This is a genomic window from Geomicrobium sp. JSM 1781026 (assembly GCF_041949955.1).
In the GTDB taxonomy this organism is placed as follows: Bacteria; Bacillota; Bacilli; order Bacillales; family Marinococcaceae; genus Geomicrobium_A.
On sequence record NZ_JBHFQF010000010.1, the window covers coordinates 101,309 to 127,204 of the forward strand.

The following is a 25,896-nucleotide window of genomic DNA, read 5'->3' on the forward strand; positions in this document are numbered from 1 at the left end:
AAACCTCCAGAATTTTCATTGTCTTCTGTAGTCTACCACAAAGTGAATGAATACTCATTCGTTTTGTGACGACAAAGACGCATCGTTAAAACAAAAAAACCTTAACATAGGTCAAGGCTCTAATATCTTGCGATTACGCTTTTCTACGAGTTCTAAGCGATCGTTGAACAGATGTCGTTCTGACTCGGTTAATTGCCCATTTTCTAAAGTAATCCCTCGCTGTTCAAATACGCGTTCGATGCGGCTAATGCTATCGTTCACTGTCATCGGCTTTCCATATAAATCAGAAAGCGAAGCCATCGTTTCCGGACGGATCGTCATCACTTTTTGGTCGGTATACTGTTCGGCTTCATCGTAAAAGTGTTTAATTTGCTCGGCTCGGAGAGAGCCACTGCCTGTAACCGCAATGTAAACTTGTACAGCGATACCGCTTCGTAGACGCCGTTGAGAGATGCCAGCGAATTTTTTGTCGTGGATGCTCAAGTCATAATTTCCCGGGCAATAAGAGCCGACGATTTCCTTTGCTTCAATCTTGCCGGGCGCGTCATCATACATCGCTTCGACGAATTTCCACATTTTGTCATATGTGGCGTCGATCGTTTGACCTTTTTCATCTTTTATAATGAGGGACACATTGAGTACACCTGGATCGAGGTAGACGGCTAGGCCGCCTGAGTTGCGAACGATTACGGTATATCCTTTATCTTCAAATCGGGCTTTCGCTCTTTGAATCGTGTGTAATCTGCTGTCTTGAGTGCCGAGCACAATCGTCGGATCATGAACCCACGTATGCAAGATCGGCGGTGAATCCCATATCCCGACAGATTGACAAAACACATCGTCATATGCGAAAGATTGTAACGGATTTTCTTTTTTACCTTCGGTTTCGCGCCGCATCCAGCGCCAATGAGTAGGGTGTTCAATCATCTGTAATCTCCTGTATTATCATTGAAATTCTTTACTCTATTATAGCATAGATCACCGTTTAGACGCCTCGAGAACGGGTATAGAACAGTAATACGTAGAGGAGGATAATTATGAAATCCGGAATGAAACGAATACTCACGATTGCGTTAGTTGTGGTTTTCTTTCAATTCTTCTTTTTAGCAGGATATCAAGCGCTGTTCGCAGAACAAGTGAATTGGGTGTTTTTATCTGTAATGACACTCATTATGTTAGCACTTGTCGGAACGACAGCTCTAACCCACCGACGATTGAAAAGTGAGTGAAGTAGACGATGAAGAAAGCTTTGCAAGCACCTAAGATGAGGGGACGACGGGAGTTGTTTCAGCAAGCCATTTCCCCTGAAGAGCTCTATGAGAACATAGAAATTGTGGAACAAAGTTATGATGAATGTGATGCGAAGCATGTGCGATTTTCTAACGCTTATTTCAAAGGCGTATCTTTTTTTTCCTCGCAGTTTACGCATTCTGAATGGGTCGATTGTGTGTTTGAGAAGTGTGATTTATCCAACGTCGATTTCGCGAACGCGATCTTCCATCGAACAGAATTTATGAATTGCAAAATGTCTGGTGCAACGCTTTCAGATATGGGCATTCAGGATACACGTTTTGTTAATACGCATATGCCGTATGTATCGCTAAGTTTTAGTACATGCAAGCGGGTGCGGTTTGAAGAAGGTTGTGCTCTCTCGAGTGCGGATATTGTTGAAGCTACGTTTCAGTCAGTAGAGCTAGGGGACAGCACGATCGAAGACGTTCAGTTTTCAAACACGAACCTCGGGGGAGTTGACTTCAGTGATTGTCAATTTGAACGATTAACTGTCTCCGAAGGTCAGCTAGCGGGCTGTACTGTATCAGAGACACAAGCGATTGCATTTATTCGTGCCTTCGGGATACATGTGAAAGGATATGAGTAATTCTATGGAGAAAGACAAACGTTTAGCAACCGCAATCGATTTGCGCAATAACAATGAGTTACAAGCTTCTATGAAACAACTGGAACGTTTAGCAAAAGAGTACTCGACCGATGCGAAGGTTCTTTACGAGTGCGCCTCAGGGTACGACCAACTCGGCGAGGAGCGAGCCGCTGCGCCATTTTATGAGCGTTCATTAGAAGGGCAGTTGAATGAGACGGATCGTCGGGGCGCCTATACAGGTCTTGGAAGTACATACCGAACGTTAGGGGAATACGAAAAAGCGAAAGCGGTGCTTGAAAAAGGAATGGATGAATTTCCTGACGACGAAGCGTTAAGAACGTTCCACGCTATTTGTTTATACAATCTTGGAGACAGTGAAAAAGCGGTGGAGCAACTGATTGGCAGTTTATTAAACACGTCAACCGATCCACACATACATATGTATAAAGGCGCGCTTGAGTTTTATCGTCATCGTTTAAATCAAGTATGGGAAGGATAACCCCACATTTGGTATACTAAGGAAAAACAGCAGGAAGGCTGAAAATCCGATGACTGGAAATGAAAGATTAAAAGAAGAGAAAGTGTTTAAAGATCCTGTTCATCGATACATACACGTTCGTGACCAACTCGTTTGGGATCTCATTGGCACAAAGGAGTTTCAACGACTGCGCCGGATTCGACAGCTCGGTACGACATTTTTAACTTTTCATGGCGCGGAACATACGAGGTTTAACCATTCGCTCGGTGTCTACGAAATTATGCGCCGGATGATTGATGTGTTTCACGGACGCAAGCACTGGGATGAAGAAAACCGCTTACTTTGCCTATCCGCGGCACTGTTGCATGACATCGGGCATGGACCCTTCTCTCACTCGTTCGAAAAGGTATTTAAGACCGATCATGAAGAATGGACAAGAGCGATCATTCTCGGAGAAACAGAAGTAAATCGCGTTTTACAACGCATGGGAGAAGACTTCCCAAAAGAAGTAGCCGATGTGATTGAGAAGACGCATCCAAACAAACTCGTTGTGAGCATGATATCCAGTCAGATTGACGCCGATCGGATGGATTATTTGCAAAGAGACGCATTTTATACGGGGGTTAGCTACGGCCATTTTGATATGGAGCGAATTCTGAGGGTGATGCGGCCTACAGAAGATCAAGTTGTGATCAAAAGTACAGGTATGCACGCTGTAGAAGACTATATTATGAGTCGCTATCAGATGTATTGGCAAGTCTACTTTCATCCCGTCACCCGTTCGGCTGAAGTGATTTTGAACAAGATATTGCGCAGGGTGAAAGTGCTTTATGATGATGGGTATGATTTTAAACAACAACCTTATCATTTTATACCGTTCTTCTTAAATGACGTCCAAATTCACGACTATTTGCAATTGGACGAGTCTGTCATCTATTACTACTTTCAGATGTGGGAAAACGAATCAGATCATATTCTTTCTGATTTGTGCGGTCGTTTTTTACACCGTCGCCTGTTTCAATATGTCGAGTTCGATCAATCGTTTATCCTTCATGATTGGCCCAAACTCCAAGAGAAGTTTCGACAAATTGGCATTGACCCTGACTATTATTTGGTGATAGATTTTTCATCGGACTTGCCTTACGATTTTTATCGACCTGGAGAAGAGGAAGAGCGGATGCCGATTCACTTGTTAATGGGGGATAAGAAATTACGTGAGCTATCACGTGAATCAGATGTGGTTGAGGCTATATCGGGTAAGAAAAGAACGGATCATAAGCTATATTATCCGGCTGATTTGTTGGACCAGCCTGAATTTGAAGAGGAAAAGCGCGAGATTCTAACAATGTTGCGTGTTTGAGGAGGGATTCATCGTGTTGACAGAACATGTCAATATTATGAAACTGTTGGATATGGCAGAGGAAATTGTGGGGAGAAAGAAGTTCCAGAAAGTTGTCTATATCGGGAAACAGCTAGGCATGCCTTTTCAAGAGAAGTATGGGTTTCATATGTACGGACCTTATTCTGAAGAATTGAGCGTGCGATTGGATGAGCTCAAGCAGTTCGGTTTCGTGTCGGAAGTAAAGGAAGAGAAGGCGGGCTATAGCCAATATCGGTACAAGCTGGCAGAGCCGGGAACATCCTTCGTACGCACGTCTTCGTCTTTCAAAGGAAAACAGGAGAAGTCTGTCATTGACGAGATGAATGCTTGTTCGTCGAAATTCCTAGAGTTGACGGCGACGATTCTCTATTTACAACCTGCAGAGCGAGACAGTGTCATTGCCCGTGTACATAAGCTTAAGAAAACGCAAAACTACAGCGAAGAGGATATGAGAGAAGCCTTCCTTTGCATTGAACGCTGGCGCACACTTCTTAAACGCACCTAAGTCGCACGACTGTTTAGACAGCGTCTGCTTGTGATACACTGGGTAGAATAAGGAGTGAACGTACATGGACCTTTTTAATAAAAACATGAACAAGAAACAAGGATCTGGTTTTAATATACTCAGCGGCGATTCGACGGATGGTCATGGTGGCTACGGAGTAGGCGCGCTTAGCCTCGATAATTTAACTCCGGTCATTCTTGATCCGATCGATGAGCGTGTTTTTATTGATATGGGCGCCATTCACGCCCGTTCAGAAATTGAAAAGAAAGTAAAGCTTGTCGAAAGCCTCGAGGAGCTAAATGACCCGAAACTGTACTGGATGATTTGGGTGACAACCGCTCTTACCGAAGCCGGAGAGCCGAAGTACAGCGGGATTGGCGCATGTCACTATTACCGTGAAGAAGAAGCCCCAGCAGGAAGCCGATTTAAACGAGCCTATAAAAGCATGCCAGAACATGTGAACAACATGGACAAAGCATTAAAAGGCCGAATCATCGTTGACCAAATGGACGAAAAGAGTTTGTACATGCTGAGGGAATACTTGAAAGGCTTCAGCGAACAGTATTGGAACAACTCAGATGAAAAACTGCACGAAGCTTTAAACGGTGCATAGTTTTGACTGATTTGTGAACAAGAATTCGAACTGGTTGAGATTTTGCAAGATCATGTGTACGCTAATGTATAGACCTTGTTATAAGGCTAAGACGCGAAATTGCGCAGGGAAGCGATTCCTTGCGCATTTTCGTGTCTTTTTTTATTCGGCGGGTACCATTTGCAAATGTTGACTCGTTTCTTGATAAATGGCGGCGTCCGTCGTGGTGGCATGGTAAGTTCCTTCCACCCAATCATGGAGCTGATCATCGTAATGGTCACTTCGAACGTGCCCCGATTGTCCAGGTCCAACGATATGATAGCTTTCGCTCAAGTCTTGAATATCCATCACTCCTCGCCAACCGGCTCCGTGATTTGTGTTCCCAGTCTCATCATTGTATCCCGCTGCCATGACCGTAATCCGACTTCCATCCACCGGTTCTGGTGTCGGGTTAAACAAAAGGTCTAGCGGTTGCATGGCCCCAAGCGGGTGACCGAACGTCACTTGGTGGTAGTCGCCCCACTGCCACTCGTCAGGGTCGCCTCCTTGCATGTCTTCGGCGCGATCAACAGCGTCTTGCAACGCACCTGTTAACAGCCCCTCCAGTCCACCACTGTTCGTTACCCACGGCCCGGCATCGCCAGAAGCGGCATTTCTAAGTAATTCATCAACAATGTTGGCCCGTCCCTCAAACAAATCGAGCATTTCCTCTGGAATCCGATCTGCAAATAGGCGATCAGGGATTTCTTGGAACCATAAGTGAAACACGAGCGCACCACCTTCTTCTCGAGCATCTTCCAAGTTCCATTCACGCAAAACATCTAACGCTTCTATATCGATGTTTCGAAGCGAGCTTTCATCGATATGCTCAAAAAAGATGGGTAGAAACTCTTTAGCGTGCAAATTCGTCACGTTCATCTGCATTTGTTGCATGTCTTCGGATGTGAAATCGTTCCCCTCTTCTAGCATCGCAAGGATCTGCTCATGGCGATACGGTTGCGCCCACGTGTGAGAGATGTGGTACGGGTAGTCGGCATCATCAATTTGATTATTCGCTGTGGATATCATTCCAGACTCTGGGTTGTATAGCGTTGGCAGCTCGTCCCACGGTATAAATGAATCCCAATCATGTTCACCTGTCCAACCTTCAACAGGAAGAAGGGCGTCGCTGTTTTCGCGAATCGGAATGCGTCCGTTCGCTCGGTAGCCGATATTTCCATCTTTATCAGCATACACAAAGTTTTGTGCAGGAGCATGGAACTCTTCCAACGCATCGGTAAACTCTTCCCAATTTCCTGCGCGGTTAAGGTCCATCACCGCTTCGAGTTCTGTCGAGGCATCAAGCGCTGTCCAGCGAAGCGCCAACGCCATGTCGTCGGTTTGTTCACCCGTATACTCAGAGATTAACGGACCGTGGCGCGTGACGACGACTTCGTGAGACACCGGCTCATCATAACCGTCTACGAGAATGGTTTCTTCAATAATGTCGGCATTGTACCATTCGTCTTCATAAAGGAATTGTGTTGGGTCTTCTGGGTGTCGTTGCTCGATGTACAGCTCTTGTACGTCTGGTCCGACGTTGGTTACGCCCCAAGCAATCTCGTCGTTGTGTCCTAATATTATGCCGGGTACGCCTGCGAAAATGACGCCGGTAACGTTCACATCTGGGGAGGAGAGGTGGGTCTCATACCAGATGGAAGGTGTGGCAAGGCCTAAGTGCGGGTCGTCGGCGAGCAGTGGCATGCCGCTTTCGGTGTGATCACCTGAGACGACCCAGTTGTTACTGCCGTTAAATGGTTCGGGCTGGTACGCCCCGACGTTTGCAAACGCGCGCTCAATATCAATGTCGGTTTCTTTTGCTATGTCTAAAATGACAGGCCCATCTTCAGGGTAGACGGGCATCAAGTCTAGCGCTTCCTCGTCGGTCACATTGTTTGCAAGCCAATAACGAAAGGCTTGACCTTGCCACGTACCGCCAAGGTCATAGGCCATGAACTTGCCGATCGTGAGGGAGTCGATGGCGGTCCAAGCCGTCGGTGTATAGCCGAGTAGGCGAAATTCAATCGGAATGTCGCCGGAGTCTGTCATATGGGCGACATAATCGTTCACCCCATCAGCATAGGCGTGTAAGGCAACGAGCGCTTCATCAGAGTACAGTTCGTAGGAGTCGTGAGCTGCTCTACGTAAACCGAACGTGCGAAAATACTTGTCTGTATCGAGCGCGCTTACCCCAATGACTTCGCTTAATTCTCCGGATGCCTGACGGCGACTCAAGTCCATTTGGAACATACGATCTTGGGCTGTGACAAACCCTTGAGCATAATAGAGATCATAGTCACTTGTCGCCTCAATATGGGGCACCCCGAAATCATCACGATACACGTCCACCTCGCTCTCGAGCCCTGCAGCTTCATAGACGCCTTCGGTTTGCGGAAGCCCGGCTCCGAGTTGCACCCACCCCCAAGTGAATGCGCCAATAACGAGCACGAACAGCGCAGCAATGATGCCGAAAAAAATCGTCCATCGTCTTCTTTTTCGTTTCGACTTGCTTGTATGTACGGGTGTGTCTGCTGTTGATGGCATAAAAAAAGCCCCCTGTTCTCTATAAGAAGATCTGTACATATATTCGCTCCTCAAGCGCTATGTTCCTGCTTAAAAGGATAGCGCTTTCAAAGCGAGTCAGGGGGTGCTGGAGGGCGGGGGTAGGGGTTGAGAACGGGCTAGGTGGAAAGAACTTAGCATTATCTAATATGCACATTGGTTGCTTTCCACTGCAGACGGATGCTTGTACTCCAGAGCACAAGGGCAACATCGGCGGCGAACTCCTGCCTCCTGGCTAGAGGTCACTGAAAAAGGGAATTTAAAAATCATATAAAAGTGTTTCGTTTGATATAAAGAAGAAAATTCCATCATAGAGAGGGTCTATGATGGAATTTTCTTCATTTAAGAACAATTTTCAGCAGAAATCCCCACATAGAAAAGCGATATTCCCACATAGATCTAAACAATAGAATACGTCGAGTTAACGAGTCACTTAAGAAGAGACACGTTAATTTTTCAGCTCTTTCCCTGGCTACGGTGTGTGGGAAAAGTCCAAATGCCCCATATATTCATATTTGTGACACTTGAGAAAGAAAAATCATGATTTTAAATGTGAATGCGCACATAAACGGTGTCAACTGTCACAAATCGAGCGATTTGTGACAGTTGCGTGCCGAAAGTGCCCGGTTTGAAGGCTGGATTGTCACATACGTGACCGGCCGTCACATGCTTGTGCCAGGTGGTGAGCCTCGGTCACGACTTTTTACCCTTCGGCAAACGTTTCTCGTGTTGCCCGCAACCCCTGCAGTGACGAACAACGTTCGGGAACGAAGTTGTTGAAGTAAGAGGCGATGAACTTCAACAGACAATAGGTAGACGTTTGCCGGTAAAGACCGACCTCCATCATACGATTAGTGAAATTCTTAACTTCAACTTATCTAGATCATTTTTCACTGTCTTCGGCACCAGGGGTGCTGATGGATGTTTAATATTGGTAATTTTTAGGGGGATGGTGATCTAGACCATGAACGAAATAGTCTAGATCACTCGATCACACCGCCGTTCACCTGACATTAGCTAACCGTATGAACGTTCGCTTCTCTAGACCGAGCTTTTAAGCTATTTTATTCTTATAACCTTTAAGAGCTAGCAACGATCGGCACCTTTGGTGCCGAAGACAAATTAAAAGAGGCGTCAGCATGAACCATGCCGACGTCTCGTGAAGCTATACCATCAAGATCTATTGCAACGTCTATCAATCACCAAACGCCGATTGTATCCAACAACGCTTGCCGAACAGAATCTGAGTGAACCCGAATGATTTTGTCTAACAATCTCTCTACTCTTTCGATTTCTTGATTTCACCTGGTCGTTACTCCATTTCTAGCTCGTCACTTGTAAACCAACGTTTGAGTTTGTCCATGAGTTTATCTTTTTCTTTTCGGACTTCTTCTTTTGCTTCTTCCGCATCCAACACATCGTCTTCAATGTACTCTGTGCAAGACTGATCTGGTGCAGTTTTGTTCATGAAGGCTACGGTATAGGATGGACCGCAAGCTTCGTCGCCGAGCAGACCGGTTTCGAGGTCAATGTCGACGTTTTCGACGCCTCGGGGCAATTGAAAGTCTTGCTTTAGTTCGCCATCGAGACTTGCTTCTAATGATTGGACCCAAATGCGTTTAGCGATTTGCCCGTAACGTTTATGGTCGAGCGGCGTATTGTCATCAAAGCCGACCCAGACGCCGGTGACGAGATTCGGCGTGTAGCCGATCATCCAATTATCGTTCGGTGTACTGCCGCTTTTTCCTGCTGCAGGGCGCTGTAGCAAGTGAGAAATAGAATGCCCTGTTACGGAAGTATAATCGTTCATTTGCGGGTTAAAGATTTGCTTCATCATGCTCGTCATCATGTAAGCGTACCGTTCGTCATAAACTTGTTCGCGCTCGGGTTCGGTCTCTAGCAACACATTTCCATTTGCATCTTCTACACGTTCAATGAGGCGAGGAGTTACGCGTGCGCCGCCGTTCGCGAATGGACTATAAGCATTGGTGATCTCCATGATTCCGACATCTGAGGCACCGAGCGCAAGGGACATATTCGGAGCGAGCGGGCTTTGTATGCCTGCTGTCTCGGCAGCTTCAATGAGCGACTCAGGTTCTTGTAGAACGTGCGTTTTTACAGCGTATATGTTGTCGGAGTATGCAAGTGCTTGCGCGAGTGTAATAAAGTCATTCGCATAGATTTCACCATAGTTCCCCGGCTCGTAACGTTCTTCGCCATCGGGATGAGGAAACGACGTCGGTTCACTTCGCAACATCGTCGCTGGTGTGAAACCGTTGGACAACGCTGCATAATATAAGAATGGCTTAAAGGTGGATCCTGGTGCGCGTCTTGCATCATATGCACGATTGTACGGGCTCGTTTCGTAATCTGTACCGCCAACCATCGCTTTTACATCACCGGTTTCAGGGTCAATGCTCACGACTGCGGTTTGCAAGGGCTCATCGTCAGGCATTTCTAAGTCCACGTAAGTTTCAGCGGCGTTTTGAATGGTTGTGTCGAGCGTCGTATAAATGTTCAGTCCACCAGCTTCAACAATCCCTGGATCCAAATCATAACGTTCGATTAACTCCCGCTCCACTACATCTTGAAAGTAAGGGGCGACTGTATCTTGTTCTTGTGTCGCTTCTGCATATTCAATCGGAGTATTGATTGCTTGTTCGTACGCTTCTACAGAAATGTACCCTTCATCTTTCATCGCGCCGAGAATCAATTCTTGACGGTCTTTTGCACGTTCTGGGTGATTGTATGGCGAATAGTACGAAGGGCCACGTGGCAAGCCAGCAAGAAGCGCTGCTTGTTCCAAGGTCAACTCTGCAGCAGGTACGTCAAAATACTGCTCGGCCGCCCTTTCAATGCCATAAGCGCCGTGACCGAAGTTGATCGTGTTCACATAGCCTTCCAAAATGTCTTCTTTTGAGACATGCCACTCTAAGCGTAAGGCGTATAACGCTTCGCGTGCTTTTCGATCCCACGTTTTGTCGTGGTTTAGAAAAAGGTTACGGGCATATTGTTGCGTAATTGTACTTGCTCCTTGCGAGCGGGACATCGTTTGCACATTTTTTAAAACGGCCGCGCCAATTCGCATATAATCGAATCCGTGATGGTCATAAAACTTGCGGTCTTCAACGGCTACAAAGGCATCCAACACATAGGGTGATACGTCTTCGATGTCTGCCCAATTTCTTTGATGACCTTGTCTCGTCTCATTAATGACCTCATCATTGGCATCATAAATGAACGTTGACTGCGACACTTGTAGGGGCGGGGGCCCTAAAAAGAAGGTGTACAAGAAAACTAATAAAAGTCCTGATGCCCCAACAATTGCAGAGATCATTGCAGTACGAAAGAACAATTTGAATAGAAAACGGCGTCGTCTCTTTCTCTGACTGCGTCTTGTTGCAATCTGCACGACCAGCACCTCTTTTGATATAATAATAGATGCTAATCAGTGTCGGTATTTGAAGCGAATATTAAACATTAGGAGAGGATTTTTTTGGAAAAATGGACGACCATTTCACGAGAGAATCTCCATATTGCACCACGATTTGGTAATGTTGTGAAAGAGCACGTTAAAATGTCGAATGGTTTCGAAATAAAAGAATACATCATGAATGAATACCCTGACTGGGTAAATGCAGTTGTGATCACAAAGGATAACCGCGTCGTACTCGTCAACCAGTACCGTCATGCAGGACGACGAGCGTTTTTTGAGGTGCCTGCAGGGATGAAAGAAGCGGGAGAAACGAATGAAGAGGCGGTCGCTCGGGAAGTGAAAGAGGAAACAGGATATACGTCTACGAAAGCGCCGGTTTACCTTGGCAGTTATTATACAAATCCTGCTGTGGCGACAAACCAAGTCCACTCCTACTTAATGACGGATGCGACAGAAGGCGAGAGGCAATTGGACGAAGGCGAAGTATTGGATGTGCACGTGTTGTCGTGGGAAGAAGTAGAGCAGCTCGGCCTCACACAAATGTTTTCCGTCCTTGCGCTTATGCTTGCCAAACAAAAATGGGAAGCTCTCTAGTCGTAGAGCTCCCATGATGTCTTAAGTGAAGAGATGAGATAATCACTCACTTCTTCAATATCAAGATGGTCGGTGCGAAACTTGGAATTATGATCGGCATAAATGCCTTGACGTTTATGAAATAGCTCTTCAATTTCTTCAATCGATCGTCCTTGGAGGACGGGACGGCTTGCGACCAATAAACTGAGTCGCTCTTTCCACGCATCCCACGAAAGATCTAAGAATAAAACGATGCAGTTCTCAAGACAATGGTCCCGAATGTCTGGGTTCATAAACGCACCGCCACCAACGGAAATGATCTTTAACGGCTGTGTGCTCAAACGAGTAATCATTTCTTTCTCTTTTTCTCGAAACGTCTCTTCTCCGTGCACGCGGAAGATTTCGGTGACTGGCATTCCGTATTCTTTTTCAATTTCTTCGTCAATATCAATAAAGTCGCGGTATAGCTTCTTTGCAACCCGTTCTCCAATCGTCGTTTTTCCTGACCCCATAAAGCCAATAAAAACGATGCTTTTTTCTCGATATGACCGTGGTTTTTGACTCATCGCTTTTCGCTACCCTTCTTAGAAATTCGCTATTGTTTATTGTACCAAATGACAGCTCTCCACTGGTGCTTTTTTCGGAATCATTTCATAATATTGATTGACATGTATACTAGTATGCGCTTACAATTTTCTTAATTCAAACGCAAGAAGGTGAATTATGACAGATCTAACCTTTCCAAGGAAAACGCTAGGTACAGAAATTTACCGTTATTTGTATAACGAAGTCATTACGTTGAAGTATAAACCTGGGCAAATGATTTCAGAAAATGAACTTGCGCAAATACTCGGTGTGAGTCGGACACCGATACGCGAAGCCATTCGTTTGCTTTCATCTGAAGGGTTTTTACGCGTCATCCCTCAAAAAGGGATCCAGGTGGAATACATTTCTTTTGCGAAAGTTAAAGAAGCTTATCAAGTGCGGGAAAGTTTGGAGCGGACCGCATTTCGGAAAGTCGCGGAAACTTGGAATCCGAATACAGACGAGGCGAAACGCCATAAACAAGCGGTACTTGAAGTGATTGAAAAGCAACGTGAATCCGCTGCTACTGGCGATCTTGAGCAATTTTATCATTATGATGAAGTGTATCATGACAAGATTCTAGAAATCTCTGGAAATGAAACATTAAGTGCGTACGTAAGACAAGTTCGTGGGCATGTGAATCGTATGCGTTACCTTGAGTTTTATGAGACACAAGAAACGGACCGTATTATTGAAGATCATGAAAAGATGTTTCAGTTTATTGAAGAGAATCAAGTTGAATCGTTAGATAAAAAGCTGACCGATCATCTTGATAACATTTGGTCTTACTATGATTACATTTTCGAGAAATATCCGGAGTACTTTGCAGGGCGACGATAACGGGTATATTTTATCGTCGTTTGCAACGACGCCTCAACTTGTATACTAGTATCACAAAGGAGCGAACGAGATGAAAAGAATTGCCGTTTTAGGGATGAATCATGGGTATACCTTTGCAAAAGATTTGCAGAAAATGGACAATGGCCTGCTCGTTGCTGTGGCAGGTAGGGGAGAAACGGATAAACGAAGAGCAAAAGAATTAGATGTTCCACTGTATGAAAATTACGAAGAGCTTATGGATTCAGAAGAGGTCGACGGTGTCATCATTGCATTGCCAAACCGTTTACACAAACAAGCGGTTCAACGAGCTGCTGACAAAGGCATTGTGCCCCTTGTTGAGAAGCCGATCGCAACGAATGCTGAAGAAGCGATGGAAATGATAACGTATTGTGCGGCTAAAAAAGTGCCGTTACTCATCGGTCATCACCGTCGTCATTCTGCAAAGATGCAACAGTTAAAAACGATCATTCAGTCTGGAGTCATTGGTGAGCTCGTTGGCGGCAATTTACTTTTTGTACTAGCCAAAGACCGTCCGTATTTCGAAGAGGAGTGGCGTGTCACTACAGGAGGCGGTCCCCTACTCATAAACGGCATACATGATATTGATAATTTAAGATACGCCACCGGTCTTACGATTGAAGCGGTCTACGCGGTGACACGTAATCTCGGTCGAGGTAATCAAGTTGAAGATACGGCTTCAATGATATTAGAGGCTTCAAATGGAGCAACGTTTAATTACTTTATTTCTGACGGAACACCGGCTCCTTGGTCGTATGAATTTACGGCAAAGGAAAATCCCAAGTATACCTTTTATGAGGAAGATTGTTATCACTTTTTTGGCACTCGTGGGAGCATTGCTTTCCCGAGTATGCGCGTGTTTACGTATGAGGAAGACACCTATGGCTGGGAATACCCTTTAAGCGAAGCGGGTGAAAAGCCGATGGATAATGATCCAATGCAAGCAGAATTAGCACATTTTATTCGTGTCATTGAAGGTGAGGAAGAACCGCTCGTTACCGGTGAAGAAGGCATGCAAACGTTGAAGGTGCTCGAAGCCATTCAAACGAGTGTAAAGGAAAAGCGCAGAGTGGTCATCTAATCATCTATGGAATGGGCATGAGGGAGTGACTGATATGAAGGTTGCAACAAAGGTTATGAGCGTGATGCTATTGTTTCTTGTCTCTGGCTGTGCGTCTGTTGCCGAGTCAGACGATGAACCAAAATTAATGAGAATTGGGAATGCAACGCCGGATGATCGTTCCTTGAGTCAAGCGATGTTTGCTTTTGCAGATCAAGTAGAAGAAGAAACGAACGGATCGATAAAAGTGGATGTGTTCACGAACAGTCAGCTTGGTGGAGACCGGGAGTTGCTTGAAGGCATGCAATTAAATACGGTCCAAGGGGCGACCATATCAACCGGTCCAATTGCCCAATTCTCCGAGTCATTTCATGTTTTTGATTTGCCATTTTTGTTTGCAGAGGAAGAAAGCGCTTACCGAGTGTTGGATAGTGAAATCGGTGAAAATGTACTCGCTGAATTAGAACAAGAGAACATTATTGGCCTCAATTTTTGGGAGAACGGGTTTCGGATGCTTAGTAACAACGTTCGAGAAGTTGAGACGCTTGAAGACATTCGCGGGTTAGATATCCGGACGTTAGAAAACCGCATTCATATGCAAATATGGACGGAGCTCGGGGCCAACCCGGTACCGATTAATTATGGTGAACTGTATATTGCTATGGAACAAGGGACGGTAAACGGACAGGAAAATCCGGTTGGAAACGTCGTAAATAGCCACTTCTATGAAGTGCAGAATTTTTTAACGGAAACGAATCACATCTATAACGCAAGCCCGTTTATGGTGAGCAAGCCGTTTTGGGATTCGCTAACAGGTGAGGAACGAAATATTATCGCCAATGCTTCTGAAGAAATCATGCATGAGCAGCGAGAGGCAAATCGGCAAGAAGCAGCGGACGGTATAGCGTTTGTTAAAGATCAAGGAATGACGGTTACGGAATTAAGTGATGACGAATTTGAACGGTTAAGAGATGCTGTCGATCCAGTGTATGAACGTTTTCGTGAAACTTATGGAGGCGAAGTACTAGACGCCATAATGGACGCAGCTGAGCAACTAGAGGAGGGCGCATAAAGTGAATGTGATTCGTTGGCTCGACCGCTATTTTGAAGAAATCCTAATGGTCATCATATTTACAGTGATGGTCGCTTCTATATCTGCACAAGTGTTCATGCGTTTCGTGTTTGAGTCCTCGTTTGGTTGGTCAGAAGAATTGGCTCGTTATTGTTTTATTTGGATGATCTTTCTCGGAGTAAGTTATGCCGTGAAAAAGCAACGGCACATTCGGGTAGATGCCCTTCTCCTCGTCTTAAAAGAACGAACGGGTGTGTATTTGAACATATTTACGAATGTCATCTTTTTAGGATTTGCTCTCTTTCTTCTCGTATATGGAGGAAGAATTGTTTCAATAATTTTTGATTTTGGACAGTTGTCTCCGGCTTTAGAGGTAGAAATGGGTTGGGTGTATTTAGCTGTTCCTGTTGGAATGGCTTTGACCGCAGTTCGCATCGTGCAACAGCTTACCGCTCAAATTAAGTACCTCCTTGGTAAAGGTGAGCAAGATGCCGATTCCAACGGCTCATTCTCAGCGAATGAAGAGGATGCGATGAAAGGAGGCAGCCATTCATGACCGCTGTTGTCTTATTTGTTAGCTTTTTCGTGCTTATTTTACTTAGTGTACCGATTGGGGTAGCGCTCGGTGTGTCTTCGCTATTTGCTCTCCTGTTCGCAGGAACGATGCCGCTCGACTTTTTAGCTCAGAATATGGTCACATCGGTAGACTCCTTTCCGATTATGGCTGTGCCCTTCTTTATTCTTGCTGGTGAAATTATGGGCAAGGGAGGTTTATCAAAACGATTATTTGCAGTTGCAGAATCCGTTGTCGGAAATCGTACCGGTGGGTTTGCCATGGCAACGATTATTACATGTTTGCTCTTTTCTGCAATTTCTGGCTCTGGACCGGCGACAGTCGCCGCGATCGGGGGGATGATGATCCCCGCCATGGTTCAGATGGGATATGACAAACGCTTTACGACCGCACTCGTTGCAGCGGCAGGTGCACTCGGTGTCATCTTACCGCCGAGTATTCCAATGATTGTTTATGGGGTCACTGCAGGTGCTTCGGTCGGTGACTTGTTTATTGCCGGTATTATTCCTGGAATTCTCGTCACCATCTCACTCATGCTGTATGCCTACATTTATGCCAAGCGTAAAGGATACAAAGGAAATGGTGAGCCATTTTCATTTAAAAAATTTGGAGCTGCTTTATGGGATGCGAAGTGGGCATTACTCGTCCCGATTATTATACTCGGAGGGATTTATAGCGGTTATTTCACACCGACAGAGGCGGCGGCTGTCGCGGTCATTTACGGGCTGATTGCAGGGGTCGTTCTCTACAGAGAACTAAAAATAAAAGATTTGTATGCCATTTTGCGAAATTCAGCGCTTACGACGGCGTCAATCTTATTCATTATCGGTGCAGCTACAGTATTTGGAACGATTATGACGATCGAACATATTCCGAGTCAGATTGCTAACGCGATGCTGTCGATAACAGAAAACCCAATCCTACTCATTCTCATTATTACGGTTTTGCTCTTAATTGTTGGCTGTTTTATGGATACGACCGCTGCAATTATCATTTTTACACCATTGTTGTTACCGGTTGGAATGGAACTTGGTTATGATCCGATTCACTTCGGAATGATTATCATTTTAAACTTAGCTATCGGATTTATTACGCCGCCAATTGGCGTGAACCTCTTCGTAGCTTCAGGCATTTCGGGTGTGTCGATCGTCTCACTGTCTAAAGCAGTTCTGCCGTTTATCGGCGTCATATTACTCACGTTATTTATCGTAATTTTCGTTCCGGAAATATCACTCTTCTTACTCGGAAGTGACTAAAGGAGGTCGATGGAATGAGAGAAGCACAAATCATCACGATCCAACTTGATGAAAACCAGACAATCTTTGAATTGAGTCATTGTTTGTCACGGTACAAATCCGAAGTGTTTGTTAAGAAACGCGTCGGTGGCGCCCTTTACGATGTAAACCTGAAAAGTGTGCTTGGGCTAATTAACTTGCAGTTGAAAAACGATGACGTTGTCACAGTTTACGCCGTAGGTCATGACAGCAGAGAGGCGGTCGAGGCGGCCGTAGATTTTTTATCATAAGAGGGGAGTGGCTCAAATGAGCTATCAATATTCACTTGCACATCTTACTGCATTGGATTTAGCACCACCTGAGTTGACGTATACAGCGGCACGGGCAGGTTACGACTTCGTTAGTATTCGTCCGATTTATATGGGGCTGCCAAATGAACCGAATTATGATCTAGCAAATAAAAAGGAAATGTTTAGAGATACGAGAAAAGCTTTGCAGGAGACAGGTCTTGGGCTTCTTGATATCGAACTTGCCAAAATTAGCGACGGTACAAATCCAAAAGATTATGAACCCGCTTTTCATGTGGCGGCTGAACTTGGAGCCAAGCATGTATTGAGTAGCATTTGGACAGATGATTCGGCTTTTGCGAAGGAGAGTTTTGCACAGCTGTGTGATTTAGCAAAACCTTACGGGTTGACGGTGGAGCTTGAGTTCGTACCGATTGCTTCTGTATCAACGTTACAAGGAGCTGTCGATGTACTCGAAGCGACAGAGCGAGAGAATGCAGGGCTTATGATCGATGCCCATCATTTCCATCGATCCAAAGACCGAGTTGAAGACCTAGACCGGGTGCCAAAAGAATGGTTCCGATATTTTCATCTATGCGATGCGATTGGTGACATCCCAACAGATCGGGATGAGATGACGAGAATTGTACGTGAAGAGCGACTGTATATTGGTGAGGGTGGCACGAACGTCGGGCAAGTTCTTGAACGGATTCCAAAGATTCCAATGTCACTAGAAATGCCACACCGTAAACGAACCGAAGAGCTCGGGCATGAGGAGTTCGTTCGAAGATGTTTGCAGTCAGCAAAAACATTCATGGCGTCAATTGAAGCGGCAACAGCTCATCATAAATAAAGCGTTTTCAAATTGACACGCCGACCGTCCCGTTTTACAATAAAAGTACCATCAAATGAAATTGTGTTCTATCAAACGGAACTATTGTAAAGGGGCGGTTCTCAATTGGAAAAGAAAGATTCGTTACGTACAGTGCAACGTGCGCTGGATATACTTGATTGTTTTTCAATGCAAAAACAAGAACTTACGCTCACTGAAATTTCTAAAATGATTGATTTGGCTAAATCAACGACGACACGGATGTTATCCACGCTTGAAGCGAACGGTCTCATCGTTAAAAACGAAAGCACGATGAAATACAAGTTGGGTCATAAATTGTATTACATGGGCTCGGTTGCTGCGAAATCATTTGATATTAAAGAAGTTGCTAAACCGGTCATGTCGAAACTACGTGAAGAAACGTCAGAAACGGTAAACCTCTATACGATTGTGAACGATAAGCGAATTTGTATTGAGCAGTTCGAAGGACTTCGCCCGCTGCGCCATCTCGTATCATTAGGCCAGCCATTGCCTCTTTTTGCAGGTGCTGGGGGAAAGGTGCTGCTTGCGCACCAAAGTGAGTCGTTCCAAGCACGCATTTTTAAGCAGATGAACGATCCAGACCGAATTCCAGGGTTGCGTGCAGACCTCGCTCAGATTAAAGAACAAGGATACGCCGTGACGCATGAAGAACGGGAGCAAGGGCTATCGGCAATATCTGCGCCGATCTTTAATCAGGCAGGTGAAGTGCATTATTGCATCTCCATCAGTGGTCTATCGCAACGCTTCACCGATGAAAATGTAACGAAATACTTATCAAGCTTAAAAGAACTTGTAGATCAATTGCTAAGCTAAGAAAGTGGGGATTTGGATGAGTCGTAGCGCATTAGAAGCCTATCGAAACGGTGGCGCATGGTGGGAAACAGAGATTAGTGATATTAAAAAAAATGAAATTATCATTCGTGGCGAACGAGTGGAAGACCTCATCGGAAATGTATCGTATACGCAGATGCTGTATTTCTTACTTTGCGGCCGTCATTTAAGTGATGCACAAGCCAAGCTGTTTGAAAGTGTGCTCGTTGCAGGTTCAGATCATGGACCCCGCGCCCCGTCGATTGCAGCGGCCCGAATGGCAGCGACGTGTGGCGTTTCGTTTAATTCTGCGGTTGCAACGGGTATGAATATGCTTGGAGATGTACATGGGGGCGCAGTGGAAGAGGCGATGGCCATTCTTTATAAAACTGAAGACAACCTCAAACATACTGAAACGGCTGTAGATGATGAATTGACGGAAATCTTCTCACGCAAAGGAAAGTTGCCTGGGTTTGGTCATCAGTTGCACGACGATGATCCACGCGTGAGTCGCCTTTACGAGCTAGCCGGAGAGCTCATTGAGACAGGTGAAATTACAGGAACGTATTTACACATTCTCGCAAACTATCGGGACCGTCTCTCTGAACGTAAAAATCGAAAGATGACAATCAATGTGGATGGCATTTCAGCCGCCATTCAATGTGAACTCGGTGTTCCAGCAGAAGCCGCAAAAGGGATTTTTGCGCTCTCTCGTGGCATGGGGATTGTGGCGCATGCGTACGAAGAGATGATGAGCGGAGTACGCATTAAAGGGCCTTGCCCGAATGAAGAGCACCTTGTTCGTTATACAGGAATTCAAAAGCAGGATGGGGGAGAACGCGCATGAGAAAGTCAAGACCATTCATTGCCGGACAATGGATTGATAAAGAACAAGACGGAATAAACGTCGTAAGCCCATACAGTGGAGAAGTGATTGGACAACAGTGGGAAGCAGATCCAAAAGACGTTGAGAGAGCGCTCTCACAAGCGTTTGCAGGCAAAAAGGTCGTTGCCGGTTTATCTGCTGCAGAACGTGCCCGTATCCTTAAACGATCAGCAGAGCTTTTAACTGAGCGAAAAGAAGAATATGCAAAGCTTATTTCCTTAGAAGTAGGTAAAGCATTAAAAAATACGCGTGATGAAGTGTCCCGCTCAATTGAAACGCTAGAACAATCAGCTGAAGAAGCGAAGCGTTTAATCGGGGAAACCATTCCGGGAAGCGCATCAGAGCGTGGGAAACACTCCATGGCACTAACGTTCCGGGTACCAGCAGGTGTCATTGCTGCGATTACACCGTTTAATGCACCGCTCAACCTCGTTTGTCACAAAGTCGGTCCTGCATTTGCAGCTGGGAACGTCACACTATTAAAACCAGCTCCGCAAACACCGTTGATTGCAGCGGCTTTTGTTGAACTGATGATGGATGCAGGGATGCCGAAAGAAGCGCTTCATATGGTGCTTGGTGGTCGTGAAGTGGGTGAGCAGATCGTTGAGGATGAACGAACGAACATTATTTCTTTTACAGGAGGCGTACCCGCAGGACGTCAAATATCAAAAATTTCAGGGATGAAGAAAGTATTGCTTGAACTCGGTGGAAACTCAGCAACGATTGTTCATCACGATGCAGATATAAATCGTGCTGCATCCCTTGCTGTAAAAACAGGATTTAGCAACTCCGGTCAAAGTTGTATTTCCGTTCAGCGCGTGTATGTACATGAAGATGTGATCGAACGCTTTGTTGAACAGGTGAAGGATAACGTAAGCGAGCTAAAGCAAGGAGACCCACTTGACGAATCAACAGACGTAGGTTGTGTTGTGGATGCGAAAACAGGAGAGAGAATTGCTTCATGGATCGAAGAAGCGGTTTCTGAAGGTGCGGAATTAATTGCAGGAGGTGGCGTCGAAGGCGCAGCTGTCCAGCCGTCTGTGTTATATCGCCCGAAATCGACCAGTCGTGTCGTTTGTCATGAAGTGTTTGGTCCACTCATTAGCATTTTGCCTTATACAGACATGGATGACGTCATTGATGAAGTGAACGATTCGGAGTTTGGTCTACAAGCAGGGATCTTTTCAAATTCAATGGATGTCATCCGAAAAGCTGCAATCGAGTTAGAAATGGGCGGCGTTGTCGTGAACGGAACATCAAACTACCGTCTAGACCATTGGCCATACGGTGGAATCAAAAACAGTGGATTAGGTCGTGAAGGTGCACGTTTCGCCGTTGAAGAGATGTCTGAAATGAAAATGATCGTTTTACAAGACTTCATGTAAAAAGGAGATGAATGTGTAATGAAAAAACAAGTACAGCTCCAAGATTTTCGCAATATTGATCAGCAACGACCGCTCATTTGCACACCGCTTACGGGGGCGGATCGCAATGCGCTTATGACGCAGCTTGAAGTGATTGTGAAAAAGAACCCTGACATTATCGAATGGCGCGTTGACTTCTTCGAAAAGCTTGATGACGTTGAGGCGCTTCGATCAACAGCTGAAGAAATTCGCAATCGATCAGCCCACATTCCAATCCTATTTACCCGCCGATCAATGAGAGAAGGCGGCGAGTCCATCACGATGACAGAAGATGAGGTCTTTGATATGTACGAAGCGATCATTAAGAGCGGAACCATTGACCTCATTGATGTTGAATTAAGTTCAGAACAACAACATATTGACCGAGTAAAGGCACTCGCACAAGAACAGGGCGTGCAACTGCTCATGTCGTACCACAATTTTGATGAAACTCCGAGCGAGCATTTCATCTATGAGAAATTGCAACAAGCAGACGAGCAAGGGGCAGATGTTGGAAAAGTCGCGGTTATGCCGCAATCGGTTGCCGATGTGCTCACGTTACTACAAGCAACAAACAAAGCGTCAGAACACTTATCCATTCCAGTTGTGACGATGTCGATGGGTCGCCTTGGTGCTTTGTCACGTATGATGGGCGGTGCGTGTGGATCGGCGATGACGTTTGCCGTCGGAAGTGAAAGCTCTGCGCCGGGTCAAATGCCAATCGAACAGTTGGAAACCGTGCTTGAAGTGATTGATGATGTAATGGGGGAGTGACGACGTGAGTGAATTGTATATAGCTGAACCGAATTCTTTAGAGCTTAGGGAATCGGCGCCTCTGCACGCGGTAGAGGCAAATGAATTGAAAATTCGAGTCATCTATGGAGGGATTTGTGGGTCTGATCTCTCTGTGTATCGTGGAAAGATTCAGCACGCCACGTATCCAGTTCGACCGGGTCATGAGCTTGTCGGTATTGTTGAGCAAGCAGGCAGTCATGTGTCGATATCCGAAGGAACACGTGTCGTCGTTACGCCTAATACGTTTTGTGGACAATGTGAGTATTGCTTAAACGAACAGGAAAACATTTGCCCGCACAAAAAATCAATTGGCATTAACGCAAGTGGCGGTTTTGCTCATGAATTTATTATAGATTCGAGGTATGTGATTCCGATTCCTGACGACGTTTCAAATGAGCGAGCCGTCCTCATTGAGCCGTTAGCGGTGATCGTTCACGGATTAAAGAAGCTGAACATAAAGAAGGGCGACCGTGTGCTTGTCGTCGGTTGTGGAACGGAAGGCTTGTTAACGGTTGCTCTCGCTGATTACTTAGGGGCTGATGTAACAGCAGTCGACATTAATCATGAAAAACTAGACATGCTAAAGCCTTTTCCACACATTCGAGCGACACACCCAGATGCGATTGAAGAAGACGCATTTGATTACGTAGTAGAAGCTGCAGGTACACCACAGTCGGTACAATCTTGTTTTCGTTGGTTAAAACCAGGGGGTTCTGTGCTTTTAATCGGCATTACGAACGAATCAGAGTTGCCGATTGGACAGATCGTTCGAAAAGAACAGACCATTTATGGAAGCATTATTTACCGTTTTCCAAAAGACTTTGCCGAGAGCATTGAATACTTGTCAGATGAGCGGTTTGATCCGACAGTCTTTATCTCAAAGATTCTACCGTTAGCAGATTTTGAAAAAGCCTATGAACTTGCCCTTTCAGGGAGTTTTGCGAAGATCCTTATTGATTTTCAAAACAAGGAGGAACAATCATGAAGAAACTCATTTCAACCCAGTTGGTCAACTATTTAGAAAACCGGAATGTTGATCATATCTTTGGTTTATGTGGCCATACGAATATTGCCGTTTTATCCGAGCTTGATAAGAGTTCCATTAAATTTATTAATGTGCGTCATGAACAAATTGCGTCTCATGCAGCAGACGGGTATGCCCGTGCGAAGAAAGAAACCGCTGTTGTCCTTAGTCACCTCGGACCTGGTTTAACGAATGCAGCAACAGGTGTAGCCAATGCTGCACTCGACTCGATTCCAATGGTTGTCATTGCCGGAGACGTTCCGAGTCATTATTACGGCAAGCACCCCCACCAAGAAGTGAACCTTCACGCAGATGGCGCTCAATTTGAAATCTATCGTCCATTCGTGAAACGTGCATGGCGCGTAGATCGCCCGGACTTGTTCCCAGAGATTCTGCAAAAAGCGTTTCAACTTGCAGAAAGTGGTCGTCCAGGACCTGTACTCGTCTCTGTTCCAATGGACATTTTCTCTAAAGAAGTAGACACGAGTCTATTTGAAAAGTTAAAGCACCATACACGTGTGATTGATAAACCATCATTAGATGAGGAGACTGCCGAGCGTATGGTTCATGCTCTTGCAGACGCAAAACGTCCCGTCATTTATGCAGGTGGAGGCGTCGTCCTTGCGGATGCTACCGAAGAACTGCAAACGTTTGTTGACCACATGAACATTCCGGTCGCACATTCTTTAATGGGCAAAGGCGTACTGCCTGATGATCATCCGCTAACGCTTGGGATGACTGGATTTTGGGGGACGAAATTCATTAATGATCAGACGAAGAATGCCGACTATCTCTTCGGATTAGGAACGAGTTTCAAAGAAGCAGATAGCAGTTCTTGGTATCCAGGTGTCACGTTTGATATCCCAGCAACAAAACTCATTCAAATTGACATTGATCCAAATGAAATCGGACGAAACTACCCAGTGGAAATCGGTGCAACCGCAGACTTGAAACGCGCACTCATCGCCTTGATTCGCGTGGCTAAACGTCTCTACCCGAACGGCATCGACCGAAATGAAAAACTCAAAGAAGACATTCAAACGTACCGCAAAGAGCTCAGAAGCAGCATTAGTGAAAACGTGAACAGCGATGCGTTCCCGATGAAGCCGGAGCGAATTCTAGCTGATGTTCGTGAAGTTCTCCCACGAGATGCGTACATTACGACAGATGTTGGTTGGAATAAAAACGGTGTTGGGCAGCAGTTCCCAATCTACACGCCAGGATCAATTCTTACCCCTGGAGGGTATGCGACGATGGGATTTGGATCGAGCGCGGCTCTTGGTGCGAAGCTTGCACAGCCGGAAAAGACAGTCGTATCTCTTATTGGTGATGGTGGCTTTGGTCAGAATCCAGCAGTGTTAGCCACAGCGGTTGAAGAGAATATCCCTGTCGTTTGGATCGTAATGAACAACAGTGCATACGGAACGATCGCAGGTCTTGAGATGGCTCACTACGATACGACGTACGGAACACTTTTCAAAAAGGGTGGAGAAACGTATACGCCGAACTTCGCAGCCATCGCCGAAGGTTTTGGTGTGAAAGGGATTAAAGTACAAAGTGCAGAGGAATTCAAAGGGGCTGTGAAAGAAGCGATCGACGCGAATGAGCCGGTTGTCATTGATGTAGCGATGCGTAATGAGCCTGTCCCGACAGACGGTCAGTGGAACATAAACGACATCTATTCACCAAACAGCACGAAATCTCACGTTAGCATACCGTAACGGTTGTGAGTCCAAACGAAAGGGGCAGTTTAGACATGGCAAAAACACCTTTAGAAGGCGTTACCATCTTAGATGTTTCGACAATGATCGCAGCACCTTACGGAACAGTACTTCTTGGAGATTTTGGTGCAGATGTAATTAAAGTAGAGATTCCCGGACGTGGGGACACGTCAAGAAGCGTTGGACCGTTCTCCGAAGACGGAGAGCCGCTTCGGTGGCCAGGTCTTTCTAGAAATAAACGCTCGCTTACGTTAGACCTTCATCAAGAAGAGGGCGTTGAAATTCTAAAGAAACTCGCTCGAAAATCGGATATTCTTGTTGAGAATTTTCGTCCAGGAACCCTTGAGAAATGGGGCGTCGGATATGATGTTCTAAAGGAAGAAAACCCGAACCTCATTATGATCCGTGTATCTGGTTATGGACAGACCGGTCCGTATAAAGAGAAAGCAGGATTTGGTACTCCTGCAACCGCGTTTAGTGGCTATACGTATTTGCAAGGGTTTACGGACCGTCATCCGGTCAGTCCGCCGTTCTCATTAACGGATTATATTTGCGGGATCTATGTGGCATTTGCAGCTGTAACGGCGCTTTACAACCGGGATACATCGGAAGAAGGCAGTGGGCAAATGGTTGACATTGCCCTGTATGAAACGGTCTTTCGTATGATGGAGTTTCTCGTCGCAGAATATGATCAATTGCAAAAAGTACGTGAGCGTGCGCCAGGACTTCATGGACATTCATCACCATCTGGAACGTTTAAGACGAAGGACGGTCATTGGGTCGTACTCGTAACGAGTACGGACACGACGTTCAATCGGTTGGCTAATGCAATGGGACGAGAAGATATGCTTGAAGATCCACGTTACTATACAAACGCCAAACGACTGGAAAACAACGACGACACGAACCAGATTGTTGAAGACTGGATCAAAACGAAAGACCGTAAGGAGCTGCTCGACCACCTCGATGAATACGGTGTACCGGTAAGCCCGGTGATGAGTATCGAAGACATCTTCAATGATGAGCAATATCGAGCCCGTGAAAACATTGTGGAAGTGAAACATCCACGCCTTGGGCAAATCAAAGTGCCAGGTATTGTTCCGAAGTTTGAAAAAACACCGGGCAGTATTCGAACTGTCGCCCCAGATTTAGGCGAAAACAATAGTGAAATTCTATCAGGTATCGGTTTTTCAGAAGATGAGATTGTGCAGTTGAAATCAAAAAACGTGATATAATGAATAAAAGAGGGTCTTCAAAGGCTCTCTTT

Annotated in this window: 25 protein-coding genes; 21 read left to right on the forward strand and 4 right to left on the reverse strand. The window is 45.6% G+C overall.

Going from position 1 to position 25,896, the window contains the following annotated elements; all coding sequences use genetic code 11:
- Positions 1 to 111: 111 nt before the first annotated feature.
- Positions 112 to 927: a lipoate--protein ligase family protein gene (locus tag ACE1TF_RS16980; protein WP_375018534.1), complete on the reverse strand. Its 816-nt coding sequence runs from the start codon at positions 925 to 927 to the stop codon at positions 112 to 114.
- 110 nt (positions 928 to 1,037) lie between these two features.
- On the opposite strand from ACE1TF_RS16980, the gene ACE1TF_RS16985 reads away from it, so the two are divergent.
- The 6 genes from ACE1TF_RS16985 (at position 1,038) to ACE1TF_RS17010 (ending at position 4,856) form a co-directional block, all read left to right on the forward strand.
- Complete coding sequence (locus ACE1TF_RS16985; RefSeq protein WP_042399619.1) at positions 1,038 to 1,229, forward strand: hypothetical protein; 192 nt, start codon at positions 1,038 to 1,040, stop codon at positions 1,227 to 1,229.
- Positions 1,230 to 1,237: 8 nt separating this feature from the next.
- Entirely contained in the window at positions 1,238 to 1,879 is a 642-nt protein-coding gene (locus tag ACE1TF_RS16990) for a pentapeptide repeat-containing protein (RefSeq protein ID WP_081829142.1), read from the forward strand.
- Positions 1,880 to 1,883: 4 nt separating this feature from the next.
- Entirely contained in the window at positions 1,884 to 2,378 is a 495-nt protein-coding gene (locus tag ACE1TF_RS16995; RefSeq protein WP_042399624.1) for a tetratricopeptide repeat protein, read from the forward strand.
- A 49-nt stretch (positions 2,379 to 2,427) separates the two neighbouring features.
- Positions 2,428 to 3,717, forward strand: a complete 1,290-nt coding sequence (locus tag ACE1TF_RS17000) for an HD domain-containing protein (RefSeq protein WP_375018537.1) — start codon at positions 2,428 to 2,430, stop codon at positions 3,715 to 3,717.
- A gap of 13 nt (positions 3,718 to 3,730) precedes the next feature.
- Positions 3,731 to 4,243 carry a YwgA family protein gene (locus tag ACE1TF_RS17005; protein WP_375018539.1) on the forward strand — a complete coding sequence of 171 codons (513 nt, stop codon included), beginning with the start codon at positions 3,731 to 3,733 and terminating at the stop codon, positions 4,241 to 4,243.
- 64 nt (positions 4,244 to 4,307) lie between these two features.
- The gene (locus tag ACE1TF_RS17010) at positions 4,308 to 4,856 is read left to right on the forward strand and encodes a YwhD family protein (protein ID WP_375018541.1); all 549 of its coding nucleotides are present in this window, start codon (positions 4,308 to 4,310) and stop codon (positions 4,854 to 4,856) included.
- Between the two features lie 141 nt (positions 4,857 to 4,997).
- Here the strand turns inward: ACE1TF_RS17010 and ACE1TF_RS17015 are convergent, their stop codons facing one another.
- Together ACE1TF_RS17015 and ACE1TF_RS17020 are read right to left on the reverse strand one after the other, a co-directional pair.
- The gene (locus ACE1TF_RS17015; protein WP_375018543.1) at positions 4,998 to 7,418 is read right to left on the reverse strand and encodes a penicillin acylase family protein; all 2,421 of its coding nucleotides are present in this window, start codon (positions 7,416 to 7,418) and stop codon (positions 4,998 to 5,000) included.
- Between the two features lie 1,330 nt (positions 7,419 to 8,748).
- A complete protein-coding gene (locus tag ACE1TF_RS17020; RefSeq protein ID WP_375018545.1) occupies positions 8,749 to 10,848 on the reverse strand; it encodes a transglycosylase domain-containing protein in 2,100 nt (699 codons plus the stop codon).
- A gap of 84 nt (positions 10,849 to 10,932) precedes the next feature.
- Here ACE1TF_RS17020 and ACE1TF_RS17025 point away from each other — a divergent pair, with 84 nt between their 5' ends.
- Entirely contained in the window at positions 10,933 to 11,466 is a 534-nt protein-coding gene (locus ACE1TF_RS17025; RefSeq protein WP_375018547.1) for an NUDIX hydrolase, read from the forward strand.
- On the opposite strand, the gene ACE1TF_RS17030 is transcribed toward ACE1TF_RS17025, so the two are convergent.
- The gene (locus ACE1TF_RS17030) at positions 11,463 to 12,011 is read right to left on the reverse strand and encodes a shikimate kinase (protein ID WP_375018549.1); all 549 of its coding nucleotides are present in this window, start codon (positions 12,009 to 12,011) and stop codon (positions 11,463 to 11,465) included. The two genes, ACE1TF_RS17025 and ACE1TF_RS17030, sit on opposite strands and share 4 nt — an antisense overlap.
- A gap of 157 nt (positions 12,012 to 12,168) precedes the next feature.
- Here ACE1TF_RS17030 and ACE1TF_RS17035 point away from each other — a divergent pair, with 157 nt between their 5' ends.
- From ACE1TF_RS17035 to ACE1TF_RS17100, 14 genes are all read left to right on the forward strand, one after another.
- Entirely contained in the window at positions 12,169 to 12,870 is a 702-nt protein-coding gene (locus ACE1TF_RS17035) for a GntR family transcriptional regulator (RefSeq protein ID WP_375018551.1), read from the forward strand.
- A gap of 70 nt (positions 12,871 to 12,940) precedes the next feature.
- Entirely contained in the window at positions 12,941 to 13,969 is a 1,029-nt protein-coding gene (locus tag ACE1TF_RS17040; RefSeq protein ID WP_375018553.1) for a Gfo/Idh/MocA family protein, read from the forward strand.
- A 34-nt stretch (positions 13,970 to 14,003) separates the two neighbouring features.
- Positions 14,004 to 15,020 carry a DctP family TRAP transporter solute-binding subunit gene (locus ACE1TF_RS17045; RefSeq protein WP_375018555.1) on the forward strand — a complete coding sequence of 339 codons (1,017 nt, stop codon included), beginning with the start codon at positions 14,004 to 14,006 and terminating at the stop codon, positions 15,018 to 15,020.
- A 1-nt stretch (position 15,021) separates the two neighbouring features.
- Positions 15,022 to 15,576 carry a TRAP transporter small permease gene (locus ACE1TF_RS17050; RefSeq protein ID WP_375018557.1) on the forward strand — a complete coding sequence of 185 codons (555 nt, stop codon included), beginning with the start codon at positions 15,022 to 15,024 and terminating at the stop codon, positions 15,574 to 15,576.
- A complete protein-coding gene (locus tag ACE1TF_RS17055) occupies positions 15,573 to 16,850 on the forward strand; it encodes a TRAP transporter large permease (protein WP_375018559.1) in 1,278 nt (425 codons plus the stop codon). The genes ACE1TF_RS17050 and ACE1TF_RS17055 overlap by 4 nt, the downstream gene beginning before the upstream one ends.
- A gap of 14 nt (positions 16,851 to 16,864) precedes the next feature.
- A complete protein-coding gene (locus ACE1TF_RS17060; protein ID WP_042399643.1) occupies positions 16,865 to 17,119 on the forward strand; it encodes an HPr family phosphocarrier protein in 255 nt (84 codons plus the stop codon).
- A gap of 16 nt (positions 17,120 to 17,135) precedes the next feature.
- Positions 17,136 to 17,969, forward strand: a complete 834-nt coding sequence (locus ACE1TF_RS17065) for a sugar phosphate isomerase/epimerase family protein (protein ID WP_375018561.1) — start codon at positions 17,136 to 17,138, stop codon at positions 17,967 to 17,969.
- A 105-nt stretch (positions 17,970 to 18,074) separates the two neighbouring features.
- Positions 18,075 to 18,803: an IclR family transcriptional regulator gene (locus ACE1TF_RS17070; RefSeq protein WP_042399645.1), complete on the forward strand. Its 729-nt coding sequence runs from the start codon at positions 18,075 to 18,077 to the stop codon at positions 18,801 to 18,803.
- A 16-nt stretch (positions 18,804 to 18,819) separates the two neighbouring features.
- A complete protein-coding gene (locus ACE1TF_RS17075) occupies positions 18,820 to 19,647 on the forward strand; it encodes a citryl-CoA lyase (RefSeq protein WP_375018564.1) in 828 nt (275 codons plus the stop codon).
- Positions 19,644 to 21,071: an aldehyde dehydrogenase family protein gene (locus ACE1TF_RS17080; protein WP_042399647.1), complete on the forward strand. Its 1,428-nt coding sequence runs from the start codon at positions 19,644 to 19,646 to the stop codon at positions 21,069 to 21,071. Before ACE1TF_RS17075 ends, ACE1TF_RS17080 begins: the two co-directional genes overlap by 4 nt.
- 18 nt (positions 21,072 to 21,089) lie before the next feature.
- On the forward strand, positions 21,090 to 21,863 hold the full coding sequence (gene aroD, locus ACE1TF_RS17085; protein ID WP_375018566.1) for a type I 3-dehydroquinate dehydratase: 774 nt from the start codon (positions 21,090 to 21,092) through the stop codon (positions 21,861 to 21,863).
- Between the two features lie 4 nt (positions 21,864 to 21,867).
- On the forward strand, positions 21,868 to 22,869 hold the full coding sequence (locus tag ACE1TF_RS17090; protein WP_375018568.1) for a zinc-dependent alcohol dehydrogenase: 1,002 nt from the start codon (positions 21,868 to 21,870) through the stop codon (positions 22,867 to 22,869).
- Entirely contained in the window at positions 22,866 to 24,629 is a 1,764-nt protein-coding gene (locus tag ACE1TF_RS17095; protein WP_375018570.1) for a thiamine pyrophosphate-binding protein, read from the forward strand. The genes ACE1TF_RS17090 and ACE1TF_RS17095 overlap by 4 nt, the downstream gene beginning before the upstream one ends.
- Before the next feature lie 35 nt (positions 24,630 to 24,664).
- On the forward strand, positions 24,665 to 25,864 hold the full coding sequence (locus tag ACE1TF_RS17100) for a CaiB/BaiF CoA transferase family protein (RefSeq protein ID WP_375018572.1): 1,200 nt from the start codon (positions 24,665 to 24,667) through the stop codon (positions 25,862 to 25,864).
- The last annotated feature ends 32 nt before the right edge of the window (positions 25,865 to 25,896 follow it).